Origin of the sequence: Paenibacillus sp. Soil787, from assembly GCF_001429545.1 — a bacterium.
In the GTDB taxonomy this organism is placed as follows: Bacteria; Bacillota; Bacilli; order Paenibacillales; family NBRC-103111; genus Paenibacillus_E.
In genome coordinates this window covers 165641-178739 of record NZ_LMSP01000047.1, presented here as the reverse complement: position 1 = coordinate 178739, position 13099 = coordinate 165641, and the positions used below count along the sequence as shown (strand labels likewise).

Sequence of the window (13099 nt, the reverse complement as noted above, 5' to 3'; positions counted from 1 at the left end):
AAAAAGAGGGCGAATGCCCTCTGCCGAACCTCTTTCACCCGCATACACTGGCGTATAAGATTCCTTAATCCAATCCATCCTCAAGCAGATCGGCATCGAGATCCTCGAAATCTCCATCGCCGCCGTCATCGAAATCCACATGCTTGTCGTCGAAGTCACTTGGACCATACGGGCTAACAATGACAAAAACTTTCGTTTCGGCAATGAGCTCTACTGAGAACTCGCGTTCTACCCGAATGATAACGCTGTTGCCACTTGAAGAGATACTAGCTTCCACACAGTTAGGCTCTTGCGTAGCAACAGCAGAAACTTCGGCTGTCGTCGGCTTATGTTTTTTGTCCAGATAGCTTAGCCCAACGATTTCTACATAAGAAACGGTTTCTTTTGCTACGTCTGTTTTCGTGTTACGATCGTAAGAATACCAGATGTTGATATCATAAGTACCAACTACCTCTACGCCATCTCCGGATTGGATCGACTCGAATTGGTTATTAATAATCCAAGCGCCCAATATACTGGTCGGAGAAAAGGGCGGAGTCACGGTATGACTTACATGCGAAAATTTGCGACCTTTACCGCAGACAGCTTTTGTTATGATCTCTCTGCTTTGCAAATCTTTATCTAATGACATCCTTTCAACCTCCTCCATACAATCATTCATTACAAGTGTATGCAGGACAGTAGTCTAGAGTGACAATTATTTTATATTATTTTTACGATATAAAAATACTCATATCTTTAAGAGTCAACCCGCCTCTGGGCGCTGTTTTTTTTGCTTTTTGGCTATAGATAAATATTGCATTAGCTCCCTGTTAAGCTGTAGAATGGCAGATCGCACCTCGAATTCTTCCCGACTTTCCGGCAAAGGCAGCTGTTTATAACGAGCATCTAGAGCTTGCAATTCTTTCTCCGCTTCACCAGTATAGTAGTCTTCCTTAACGGATTGACTAATATCTTCAAGAATCGCAGCCACCCACTCTCCCTGCGGCAAAGTTTGATACACTTGGGCCACCAGATCGATCATGCGATGGATGGACTCCAACTGCTCACCCCTCATAAAGAAATATACCTGCAAGTAGGGGTCCCCTCCGAAAATGAGAGTATTCTCCATCGTTCGTTTAGCGAGCCCTGCCCCTTGATTAATCACTTCACTTACTTCCAAAAGCTCCTTGCCATCCCACACAACGGTATTGTCTCTCAAATGCTTAGCCATGTTTACGAAAATATCCGAGAATAGCGACTCGATTCTTTGCTTATGCGCCTCGATCGCTTTATCGGCCTTAGGCATATAGGTGATATTGATGAGTGTCGCTGTACCTAATCCTATGAGCAGAAGTAAAATTTCATTCAGAACCGCCACCCATCCGGCAGACTCATAGGCGAAGAGATGAAGCATGACAACAGCCCCAGTCACAGCACCCTCCGTAATCCGCAGACGATGCAGGATAGGAAACACCAACAGGATGAATATACCCACAACCCAAACATGGAACCCTAATACCATAAAAAGAAGTGATCCTGTGAGAAGCGCGAGCATGGAAGCTCCGATCCTATGAAGTGCGCTTCGAATCCCTTTTTTCTTCGTTACTTCGATACCCAGAATGGCAAGAAGTCCTGCAGCCGCAGGCGTTTTTAACCCGAGTATGTGCGCTAGATACATCGCTATTACGACCGCTAGCGCTGTTTTGAGCACACGAAAGCCCATAGCTTTGTCACCTCTTTGCTGGTTTTAACTATGGGCTCATTATTTCATTTTGGGCAAAAAGTGGCAAGCCTTATCGATGTTTTGTCATTCTTTTTTCCAAATTGGACACAATTTGATACATGACTGTAGCGACAATGGCAATGACGAACAAAGTAGAGATAACCAATGTGAAATTAAACACTTGAAAACCATATATAATTAAGTAACCAAGACCCATTTGCGATACGAGAAATTCGCCTACGATCACACCGATCCATGCTAAACCTACATTCACTTTCAGCGTCGAGACGATAGCGGGGAATGAAGCGGGTAGAATAGCTTTTAAGAACACTTTTCGCTGATTACCCCCAAATAAAGTAACCACCTTTACATAGTTGTGATCCACCTCTTTGAAGCTCCCGTACACGACCAAGGTTGTAATAATAACGGTTATCGAAAGCGTAGTCGCAATAATCGAAAGCAAGCCTGGGCCCAAGCCTACGATAAATAACGGTCCAAGCGCCACTTTTGGCATACTATTCAGCACGACAATATAAGGATCAAGCACGCGGGATAGAAACGGCGACCACCAAATCACAACGGCTAACGCCGTACCGAACAAAGTGCCTAACACAAAGCCGATAATGGTTTCAAAGACCGTTACACCCACATGAGGAAGGAGGCTGCCATCAAGGAGTTTATCCCAGAGCAGCTTAAAAACTTTCGTTGGATAACTAAAAAGCAGCACATCGATCCACTTTAATCGGGCTGCTATTTCCCAGAAGAAAAAAAACAACAACAGGATCGCTAGTTGAACAAGCCTTACATAGTTCGTTTTCTTTTTCCTTGCAGCCAAAAACTGCTGATGAACTTGCTGTTTAAGCGTATCGTCTGTATTTTCGTTGAGACGCGCCTGCTGCTGATCATCACTCATAATGCACGCCCCCAAACTCCTGCCATATCAATCGAAAGAGTACATGGAAATTGGGCAATTCACGCGCAGCGAAAGGCACGGAAGACCGAATTTCCTGCGGAATTATAAATTCTTTGCGAATTCTTCCCGGATTAGGATCCAACACAATGATACGATCACTCATCGCTATCGCCTCAGAGATATCATGTGTCACGAGGAGAGCTGTCTTCTTCTTCGCACGAAGTGTCTCTACAACCAAATCCTCCAACTGAAGCTTCGTTTGATAATCAAGCGCGGAGAACGGTTCATCCAGCAGAAGCAGTTCTGGCTCTGTGGCTAATGTTCGTACTAACGCGACTCGTTGACGCATGCCCCCGGATAACTGAGCGGGATAATAATCTTTGAAGCCGAGCAGCCCCATCTCATCCAATAAATGAAGCACGCCCTGTTTCTTCTCTTTGGTTAACGTTCCTGTAATTTCTAACCCCATACAAGCATTGTCTTCGATCGACCGCCATGGGAATAAATAATCCTGCTGAAGCATATACCCCACCCTTGTCGATGGCCCGTTTACGACTCCTCCCGCTACAGTCACTGTACCCACGGTTGGACGAATGAGCCCGGCAATGATCGATAAGAGAGTTGTCTTCCCACAGCCACTTGGACCGATCAGACTAACGAATTCACCCCGCTGGATTTCAAAATCAATCTGCTCCACAGCTAGTGTAGCTCGTTCCTCGGTCACATAAACTTGTGTCACGTCTTTTACAGTCACAGCTGTATCCATGTTCGTACTCCCCTCTTGTTCGATTCATTGACATGACTTATGTTGATTATTATGGTTTTACGTTCGATCTCGCTTTTTCTGCGTAGGTATTGTTCACAAGCTTTTTCCAAGCTACCTTTTCTTTCAACTCACCCGCTGAAGTCATCACATCCAGCAAATTGTTCCATTCTTGTTCATCAACAATGCCATCCGTCGCAAATGATCCTTGATCTTTATACCGTTTGACAACACTTTTAACAATTTCTACATCGATATCTTTAAAATAAGGCAGAACCGCATTCGTGATTTCATCCACACTTTTCGCTGCAACCCAAAGCTGAGCGCGTTGTATCGCATTCGTGAACTTCTGAACAGTACTTGAGTTTGTTTTCATGAAGCTTTGTTTGGCCATAAATACTGTATAAGGCAGATGTCCGCTCTCCACACCGAAGGATGCCACAACGAAGCCCTTGCCTTCTTTTTCAATAATGGAAGCTTGTGGTTCGAAAAGTTGTACATATTCCCCTGTACCCGAAGCATAAGCGGATGCAATATTAGCAAATTCGATATTCTGAATGAGCTGGAGATCCTTTTGCGGGTTGATATTGTGCTTCTTCAGTGTGAACTCCCCTGCCATCTGAGGCATGCCGCCTTTTCGTTGACCGAGGAAAACAGAACCCTTAAGCGAGTTCCAATCGAACTTATCCACTTTCTTACGAGCAACCAGGAAAGTACCGTCCGTTTGCGTCAACTGAGCAAAATTAATAACCGGATCATCCGAGCCTTGTTGAGATACGTAGATCGAAGTTTCCGATCCAACTAAAGCTACATCAATAGCGTTTGACAATAAGGCTGTCATCGTCTTGTCGCCGCCTGGTGTGGTGGTCAATTCAACGTCAAGCCCTTCATCCTTGAAAAACCCTTGCGATAAAGCCACATACTGCGGTGCATAAAAGATAGATCGTGTGACTTCACCAATGCGAACCTTCGTTGTTTCTTGGCTCTTCGTTCCGCACGCCGATACGATTACACTGAGCAGTAGGACGGCGGATAAAGTAAATCCCCATCTTTTCCGATTATTCATAGACGTCCCTCCGATAAAAGTAGTAATGTATCCTATGCAGGAGCCCAGAAGTCGGTTAATATTGTTTTTCTGTAAATATGGGTGAACAAGTACCCTATCCGCAATGAAAATTCCATATTTATCCACTTGCATGCAAAAAAACAGCACCCCAAGGCCATATTTCTGCCTCAAGATGCTGCTTAAATCACTTTTATATACCGTAAACCGTTTGGTACTTCTCTTCCAAGTATTGAACCAAATAATCGGGATTCAACTCTTCTCCAGTCACTTGGCGAATGATTTCATTCGGCGTCAAAAGTTTGCCATGCCGGTAAACTTTATCCGTTAACCATTCCTTAATCGGTACCAGATTGCCTTCTGCAATCAAGCTATCGAAATTCGGAAGCTCTTTACGAAGAGTATGCGTGAATTGCGCCGCGTACATATTACCGAGTGCATAAGACGGGAAATAACCAAATGCGCCACCAGACCAGTGCACATCCTGCAGTACACCTTCACCGTCATTCTCAGGAACCACGCCCAAATACTCTTCGTATTTGGCGTTCCAAGCTTTAGGCAGATCAGCAACGGTAATCGTACCGTTGAACAACCCTTTTTCCAGCTCATAGCGAATCATAATATGTAAGTTGTAAGTCAATTCATCAGCTTCAATACGGATTAATGAAGGTTCAATATGGTTTATGGCGCGATAAAAGGAATCCACGTCCACATCATCAATTTGCCCAGTAAATGTCGTTTGCAGCTCACCATAGTAACGATCCCAGAACTGTTTACTGCGACCGATGACATTTTCCCAGAAGCGGGACTGTGACTCATGAATCCCCATCGACGTGCCTGTGCACAGATTCGTGCCAACTAAGTCTTTTGAAATGTTTTGCTCATACAGCGCATGTCCACCCTCATGAATCGTTCCGAACAAAGCGGACGTGATGTCATTCGGCAAATAGCGTGTTGTGATCCGTACATCACCTGGGTTCAGCGCCGTCGCGAAAGGATGCACCGTCTCATCTAGTCGGCCCGCTTCAAAGTCATACTGCATTTGCTTCAAAATGGAAAGTGAGAACTTCTTCTGCTTGCTAATTTCAAATTGTTGATCCAAAAAGGATCGATTAGGCTGATTGGCTGATGCTTGAATTCGCTGAAGTAAGGGAACCGCTTTTTCACGCAGAGCACCGAAAACTTCATCTAATTTCTCTACGGTCATTCCCGGTTCATACATATCCAGCAAGGTGTTGTATTTATTGCCTTCGTAGCCCCACAGCTCGATAAATTCTTGAGTAACAGCTACGATTTTCTCCAAATAGGGTTGGAACGAAGCCCAATCGGAATTATGCTTCGCATCTTCCCATGCGGATTCCGCTTGCGATGTTAGGACGACATAGGCCTGATATTTCTCGGCCGGTATTTTTTTACTGCGATCATATTCTTTTTTGCATTCTACGACCATTTTTTTGGAAATGGCATCTAGCTTCTCCAGTTCGGAAGGCTGCATGAAAAAGTCCAAATAACTTCCCATCTCATCGGATGTAGACATACGAAAAACTTCAGTGGACAGCTCACCGACGACTTCAGAACGGGTTTCTATTCCTTTTTTTGGAGCGCCAGTACGCATATCCCAATAGATTAAGGCGATGGCCTCCTCATATTGCTTCATTTTGCGGACATAGGCCTTGAAAGATTCCAGCTTTGCTGGGACAGCTTGCACACTCATGCTCTAATCTCCTCCCAAAAGTTTCTTATTTTATCATACTTCGTCGCCTACTCAGAATCAAATTTATGTTGGGGTATGATAGAATAATGACAGGCTTATGCAATAAGCATAGTTGCGCCAAACATTCGAAGGAGATGACTCTTATGAAAATCACGTTTACAGATACAGCTATTCATAGATTGAAACCATTTATTTCTGACCAGAATGAACCTATTTTAAAGCTAGTATTTGATACAGAAGACTGCGGATGCTCCGTGAACGGAGTGCCTACTCTTTGGCTGGTCTCCCAAGCCAATGCCGACGATCTTACCGCTGAAACCGAGACATTCAAGCTCATTTATAAAGCCAAGGATGAAATCTTTTTTGAAGAAAACATGAAAATCGACTACCATGAAACAAATAAATCCTATATACTTAAGAGTAATAATCAAATTTATAACGCGGGTATGAGCTTAGTCGACAAAAGATAAAGCTGCTAAGAATAGAGACAAGCAGCACATCAACTTACCTGGAGGGAAACCATGTCTTTGATTAGCGAAATCTTGAACTACAATAAGGAATTCGTAGAAACGAAACAGTATCAAGAGTTTCTGACTACGAAATTTCCGGACAAACGGATGGTTGTTCTAACCTGTATGGATACGCGGCTGGTCGAACTGCTGCCCAAAGCCATGAATCTTCAAAATGGTGACGCCAAAATCATTAAAAATGCCGGTGCGATTGTCTCTCATCCCTTCGGAAGTGTTATGCGTAGTATTATCGTCGCTGTCTACCAGTTAGAAGCGGATGAAATATTCGTTATTGGTCATTATGACTGCGGGATGACGGGATTAAATTCTGAGAGTGTGATTGCGAAAGCGAAAAACAGAGGCATCTCCGATGATGTCCTTGAGACACTTGGACATTCAGGCATCGATTTGTCTCGTTGGTTAACAGGCTTTAATCATGTGCGCGAAGGCATCGAGAAAAGCGTTAACATTATTCGAAACCATCCCTTGCTTCCAAAAAATTTACCTGTCCACGGTCTCATCATGGATCCTGAATCAGGCCGACTCGATTTGGTGGAAGTTGGTTATGAGTCAGACGGTTCCGTATCTTAAAGAGTGGAATGACCTAACCAAAAAATCCAAACAAAGAAGCCTTTTAACCCACTTTAATGTGGAGTTGAGGGCTTCTTTTTCTATGACTTGTAGAATTGTGCCAACTTCTAAGCATATCCTTACCATTTAAATTTATTTATGTTTGGACGTAAGCAACTCTAGTAACTGCTGTTCTACACTGATTCCCATACTTCTTTGGTTAAAAAGCTGAAAATCACCGTCACCACGGTCTGTCATGCCTTGCTCAACCTGATGCTCCGCGTTTCTTTTTTGAATAAACGCATTGACTCGCTTTTCCCGTTCTTCTGAGGACACCTCATCACCAAGATTGTCCATCCGCTCCGCAACACGCTGCTTCATTTGCTTGGAATGTTCATCCAGAAATGTTCGCTGAGGCAGCGTTAAACCATTGATGACTTGTTTTTGCTCGGACTCGGTAATGCTTCCTTTATCCATACTTTTGCGAACAAAAGGCAGAATAGCCTCAGCCTGCTTGGCTGTAATGGTTAGAGAGTCAAGCCGATCCATTCGAATTAATCCCTGAAACAGCATAACGAGCTGCATCTCTCTAAGATTTTGTACATCATCAGCGAGGGGCTCTTCCTGTGGAGTTTTTCCAGATGATGGAGAAGGCAAAGCCAATGCCGAGTTGCGGTCAAGTAAAGGCATGTGCCCACTGCAACCACTTAGCAGAAAGGAAATGAGCGTTAAACGCAGCACCAATTTCAGTGTGTATTTCACCTTACATACACCTCCAAAACAAAAAATCCTGTCTAATAGCTACAGGATACGAAATAATGATGAAATAAGTTTGCCTTAGTTGTAAAAAAAATGTGAAGATCTACGAAATACGAGGAAAAGTAACACGAAATTCGGTCCACTCGCCAACCCGACTGCGAACATGTATCGTTCCATTCATGCCAGTAACCAAATGCTTCACAATCGTCAGTCCAAGACCCGTTCCTGGCTTAACGTCCGACCGCGAAGTTCTTGCTTCATCTGCTTTGTAGAAACGATCCCAAATTCGTTCTAATTCGGCATCTGTCATCCCTTCCCCTGTGTCACGAACATACATATGAATCTCGCGCTCCTGCTCTTCCAGAGCTACCGTTATCGTTCCGCCCTTTGGTGTGAATTTCAACGAATTATAGATTAAATTCTGTACGATTTGGGCAAATCGATCAGGGTCTAATTGAACCTGGGAGGGCACTCTATTCGGCTCAGGAAGAATGAGGTGAAAGTTGATTTCCTTCTCAGCTATTGGTGCCTTCAGCAGTTCCAACGAATCTTCAATTGTTTCTGCGATGGATACAGGCCTAAGTCGGAACACATCGACCCCATTTTGAATCTGTGCCAAATCTAATAAATCGGTCACAAGACGCTGAAGCCGCTGAACTTCTTGATCACAAATACGTAAGTAATGTGAATATTTCTCTTCCGGAATGACCTTATCATTCATGGCCACAATAAAACCGCGAAGTGTCGTTAGCGGAGATCGAAGCTCATGAGATACATTCGTCAAAAACTCCTGCCTCGTTCCTTCCCATTCCTCCAGCTGTTCTACCATGAAATTGAAACTGGCAGCAAGCTGCCCTACCTCATCCTGTGAGGTTACCGGAACCCGTGTAGTGAAATCACCATGCGCGAGCTCAAGCGCGGCTCGATTCATCTGTTGAAGAGGACCTGCGAGTTTACGCGAAATGATATACAAAATGAAACCAACAGCTACCAATGAAAATAAGAGCGGAACCAGAAGGTTAACGCGAACTGCGGAAATAGCCTCACTGATATCTCCGGCCGGTAATTGAAGAAATATAACCATAGGCTGTCCGTTTAGTTGATACGGGGCATGATACGTAAACAGATTTACGTTTTGACCATCAGGTGCCGTTAAACCAACCATGCCATATCCGGAATGACCGTGAAGACCATCGATAAACAGCGCATCCAATTGTTTAGGAATTGCTCTCCCTTCACTATCCGAGGAGCCATTCAGAATGTTGCCTTTGTCATCAACAAGCCAAACTTGTCCATTAATGCTTCTAGCCAAAATACGTACCGTATATTTCAGCTCGCGCGTTGAAATCGTGCCATCCTGCAATGAATTCATTAAACGAGTGACTTCCACATTACGCTTCTCCATCAGTTCGATCTTATCTTTATAAAATAAATCCGTAAAATAGTAGTTCCAGAACAGAAAAAGACCAGCAAAAAACAGCACACAAGTCGCAAGAAAGGACAGGAAAATTTTCAAATATAAGCTGTTGCTCTTTCCCGTCAACCACCGTTTAAACATGCTGAACCACCTCAAAGGAGTAGCCAATTCCCCACAGGGTCTGGATGCACCACGTCTCATGCTGTCCTAGTTTTTTACGCAAGTTTTTCACATGTGCATCCACCGTGCGTGTACCGCCTGTAAAATCAAAATTCCACACATAACCGAGAAGATCCTCTCGTGTAAATACACGGCTAGGATGACTAGTCAGGAAATACAACAGCTCAATCTCCTTCGGCGTAAGCTCAACCCGTTTCCCACCTACTGTGACCCGATACTGCTCAAGATCGATAACAATATTGCCGATCTCCAGCCATTTGCGGGATGAATTCTGGGTTTGAGACAGCTCCATTGGCACTTGAATCGAGCGGCGCAGCACGGCCTTAATACGGGCAATGAGCTCATTCGGATCGAATGGCTTGACCAAATAATCGTCAACCCCCAGATTAAACCCTCTCAGCTTATCGATGGATTCCCCTTTTGCCGTGAGGAAAATGATTGGCGTTTGATGAAAGGGGGCCTCCATTTTGCGAATTTGCTCACATAACTCGTAGCCTGATATATCAGGCAGCATGATATCGAGTAGAACCAAGTTTGGTTTCTCATTCATTATCGTACGAAGCACTTCCTGGCCTCGCGGCAAAATAATCGCCTCATAGTTAGAGTGCTCCAAATACAATCTGACGACTTCAGCAATATTCGGTTCGTCATCTACAACTAGAACTTTGCCTTCCGAACTCATCTAGCGCCACCCTTTTCTCTACGGATCTGTTGCTGCCTTGCTCTTTCATCGATGACCTCTGAACGATCTCTTCGGGTATGTTTTTGGATGAGCTGCTCATCTTCCATCAAGCTCGGCGCCTGCCAGTTCAGACCTCTTCTGTCACATTCTTTTAAGCAGAAATCTATAAGTTCCGGGTCCGTAATAGGCAAATTAATATCCTTATACAGGAATTCATCTCGCTCTATAGAAGACCAAACCTGGTTAAGAAGTTCTTGAAGCTTATCGGGGTTTAGTCCCAAAGAAAGAAGATGAGGAGCTTCCGCATTCCTTTCCGCACTCTGCAGCATTTTCACAGCACCATTGCGGTTACCTCTCCGAATATGATACATCCCAACTGCAATTTGAATAAGAGCTACATAGGTTCTGCTGCGTGCATCCCCAGGGTGCTCCTTCCAGAACTCCTCCATCACTTCATGGCATTCAAAATAATCCCGCTGTGCATGGAAATAAAGTAAATAATCGATATATGCCTCTGGATACGGCTTCATGAATCGTTCCCCTCACCTTGTTGTGATCACGGTAATGCCTCTACTTCTCATGTTACTCGAAAGTTGTGCCATCGTCCAACATCAACAAAGGCCCATGTTAATATTCATACATTTTCCAGCGCAACCAATCTAGCATATCCTACGTCCAATTAAGTAGTTTACTAGAAAGAGGCGTGATGGATGAAAATTGGAAAATGGATGCTCACAGGCACCCTGCTGTTATCAATGAGCGTGCCAAATGCTGTTCAAGCAGCAGGTACGGTTCAATCAAATCCGGACAAAACAACGAAATACCGCGTCTATCAGTACAATCATGTACTCATGGAATTTGCAGCTTATGGGCAAGCAGAAGCATTTGCAAAAGGCTTTTCGAATAGCCATGTAGAAGAAATAAGCACTCGCAAATGGCTGTGGAACAATTTCCCCCGCTATCAAGTTTTTCAGTTGGATGCATCACTGCCTGAGTGGCAATTTGCCTCACTCGACGCTGCCATCGCTGAAGCAAAGAAATGGAGCTACGCAAGTGTACGAGACCTGCAATCCACAGGTTGGGTGTGGAACAACTACCCTAATTTCCAAGTGTACCAAAATGAGATTACGCAGGATTCGTGGAAGTTTCAAACGCTGAACGAAGCCGTTGCCGAAGCGAAGAAATGGGGCGGCGCCCATATTATTGATCTAAATGGTAATAAGTGGGTTTGGGACAATATTTCTAATGAGGATAAAAATGCACTTCGCAATGGCGAGCTTATTTACAAGGTGTATCAAGGTACATTTTCAGCAAACAATTGGGAATTTGCATCCTTGGAGGACGCTATTAATGAAGCTCTCAAATGGGGAAATTCAACCGTAGTCAATAAAAACACGCAAAAAACTGTACATAGCAATCTTAAAGTTTATAAAGTATTTCAGAATGACACGTTTTTGCAGGACTTTGCTTCCTTAAATGAAGCAGCGGACTATGCACGCCTATGGGGACACAGCTCTATCTTCATGGATGGCCGTAAAATTTGGAACAACTACGCCTCTTATCAAGTGTTTCAGAATACAGCACTCATTGGCGAATTCAAAACGATTCCTGACGCATTAAGTTACAGCGAGCAGTACAGTAATTCTTCTGTCCAAACGCTCGATCATCGCTTTCTTTGGGATAACTTCAAAAAACTGCAGGTGTGGGGCTGGAACGGTATGGCCGGTGGTGATGCGATTAAAGCGCATGTAAACAATACGGTCGGACTTGATGTTGATTCTCCGAGCTATTTTGAGCTTGCGGATGCAGCTGGTAATTTAAAAGATCAATCTAATGCCGATACGGTCAAATGGCTCCAAAAAAAGGGATACACCGTGTATCCGCTAGTCAGCAACCAATTTAATGCAACCTTGACGACTCAATTCCTTGCGGATAGTTCTGCCCAAGACAAATTCGTTAAGGCCTTGGTAGACCGCTCTGTCCAGCTTGGCGTTCCGGGTATTAACGTGGATTTCGAAAGCCTTGCTGGTTCGGATCGTAATGCTTTTACAGCTTTCATAGCCAAATTAACCTCCTACGCTCACTTGAACAGCCTAGTTGTATCCATTGATCTGCCGCGCGGGAGTGTCAAATGGAACCATCTTTCTGCATTCGATCATGAGAAGCTAGGGAGCCTAGTTGACTACGTTATCATCATGGCCTACGATCAGTTCTGGCGCGACAGTACGTCTGCAGGGTCCGTAGCCGGACTTCCTTGGACGGATGGCGGTATTCAAGAATTCCTTTCTTATGGCATTCCGCGGGACAAAATCATTCTAGGTATCCCCTACTATGTGCGAGAATGGAAGCTGGATGCAGCCGGAGCCTTGCAAAGTAATCGAACCTTGCTGATGAAAGACATCCCTGCTTTATTGGCTTCCAAATCAACCAAACAAACGTGGGACACAACCTATGAACAATATCGGATTGAGTACCAAGAGGATGGTTTCACCTATGTGTTCTGGTTGGAAGATGAGGCCACAGTGAAAGCTCGTCTGGACATGGCGAAAAAGTATGATATTGCTGGTGTCGCAGCTTGGCGGCTTGGTTATGATCAATCGGACTTATGGAAATTGGTTTTGCAGAATAAATGACATTAGAAAATGAAGATTAGACCACAACAGTTTAACCTGTTGTGGTCTTTTTTAAATAATTTATATGTTTTAGGTTAGAGCGAATTTTAACAAAGAAGTGACTACGATTGTGATAAACCTGCAATTATACATGCTTTTTTCTTTGAATAGCTCTTATTCGATAAATTCCAGCAATCGTACCGGCTTTTACG

General features: G+C 44.1%; 13 protein-coding genes. 3 read left to right on the top strand and 10 right to left on the bottom strand.

What is annotated here, in order from left to right; translation table 11 throughout:
* Nucleotides 1-64 precede the first annotated feature (64 nt).
* The 6 genes from cotE to ASG93_RS32070 all read right to left on the bottom strand — a co-directional run bounded on the left by cotE (nt 65) and on the right by ASG93_RS32070 (nt 6158).
* The gene (cotE, locus tag ASG93_RS32095; protein ID WP_056838960.1) at nt 65-631 is read right to left on the bottom strand and encodes an outer spore coat protein CotE; all 567 of its coding nucleotides are present in this window, start codon (nt 629-631) and stop codon (nt 65-67) included.
* A gap of 114 nt (nt 632-745) precedes the next feature.
* Complete coding sequence (locus tag ASG93_RS32090; protein WP_056838958.1) at nt 746-1705, bottom strand: aromatic acid exporter family protein; 960 nt, start codon at nt 1703-1705, stop codon at nt 746-748.
* Nucleotides 1706-1775: 70 nt separating this feature from the next.
* Nucleotides 1776-2618 (bottom strand): ABC transporter permease, encoded by an 843-nt coding sequence (locus tag ASG93_RS32085; protein ID WP_056838956.1) that lies wholly within the window; start codon nt 2616-2618, stop codon nt 1776-1778.
* Entirely contained in the window at nt 2611-3384 is a 774-nt protein-coding gene (locus ASG93_RS32080; protein ID WP_056838954.1) for an ABC transporter ATP-binding protein, read from the bottom strand. Before ASG93_RS32080 ends, ASG93_RS32085 begins: the two co-directional genes overlap by 8 nt.
* Nucleotides 3385-3433: 49 nt before the next feature.
* A complete protein-coding gene (locus ASG93_RS32075; RefSeq protein WP_056838952.1) occupies nt 3434-4447 on the bottom strand; it encodes an ABC transporter substrate-binding protein in 1014 nt (337 codons plus the stop codon).
* Nucleotides 4448-4637: 190 nt separating this feature from the next.
* Nucleotides 4638-6158 (bottom strand): carboxypeptidase M32, encoded by a 1521-nt coding sequence (locus ASG93_RS32070; RefSeq protein WP_056838950.1) that lies wholly within the window; start codon nt 6156-6158, stop codon nt 4638-4640.
* A 143-nt stretch (nt 6159-6301) separates the two neighbouring features.
* Here ASG93_RS32070 and ASG93_RS32065 point away from each other — a divergent pair, with 143 nt between their 5' ends.
* Both ASG93_RS32065 and ASG93_RS32060 read left to right on the top strand, forming a co-directional pair.
* A complete protein-coding gene (locus ASG93_RS32065; protein ID WP_056838949.1) occupies nt 6302-6628 on the top strand; it encodes an iron-sulfur cluster biosynthesis family protein in 327 nt (108 codons plus the stop codon).
* 51 nt (nt 6629-6679) lie between these two features.
* On the top strand, nt 6680-7258 hold the full coding sequence (locus ASG93_RS32060; protein ID WP_056838947.1) for a beta-class carbonic anhydrase: 579 nt from the start codon (nt 6680-6682) through the stop codon (nt 7256-7258).
* 132 nt (nt 7259-7390) lie between these two features.
* Here the strand turns inward: ASG93_RS32060 and ASG93_RS32055 are convergent, their stop codons facing one another.
* From ASG93_RS32055 to ASG93_RS32040, 4 genes are all read right to left on the bottom strand, one after another.
* The gene (locus ASG93_RS32055; RefSeq protein WP_056838945.1) at nt 7391-7999 is read right to left on the bottom strand and encodes a hypothetical protein; all 609 of its coding nucleotides are present in this window, start codon (nt 7997-7999) and stop codon (nt 7391-7393) included.
* Nucleotides 8000-8099: 100 nt separating this feature from the next.
* Nucleotides 8100-9554 (bottom strand): sensor histidine kinase, encoded by a 1455-nt coding sequence (locus ASG93_RS32050; RefSeq protein ID WP_056838943.1) that lies wholly within the window; start codon nt 9552-9554, stop codon nt 8100-8102.
* Nucleotides 9547-10275, bottom strand: a complete 729-nt coding sequence (locus tag ASG93_RS32045) for a response regulator transcription factor (protein ID WP_056838941.1) — start codon at nt 10273-10275, stop codon at nt 9547-9549. The genes ASG93_RS32050 and ASG93_RS32045 overlap by 8 nt, the downstream gene beginning before the upstream one ends.
* A complete protein-coding gene (locus tag ASG93_RS32040) occupies nt 10272-10805 on the bottom strand; it encodes a DUF309 domain-containing protein (protein WP_056838938.1) in 534 nt (177 codons plus the stop codon). The genes ASG93_RS32045 and ASG93_RS32040 overlap by 4 nt, the downstream gene beginning before the upstream one ends.
* 180 nt (nt 10806-10985) lie before the next feature.
* Between ASG93_RS32040 and ASG93_RS32035 the strand changes: the two genes are divergently transcribed.
* On the top strand, nt 10986-12908 hold the full coding sequence (locus ASG93_RS32035) for a glycosyl hydrolase family 18 protein (RefSeq protein ID WP_056838936.1): 1923 nt from the start codon (nt 10986-10988) through the stop codon (nt 12906-12908).
* Nucleotides 12909-13099 lie beyond the last annotated feature (191 nt).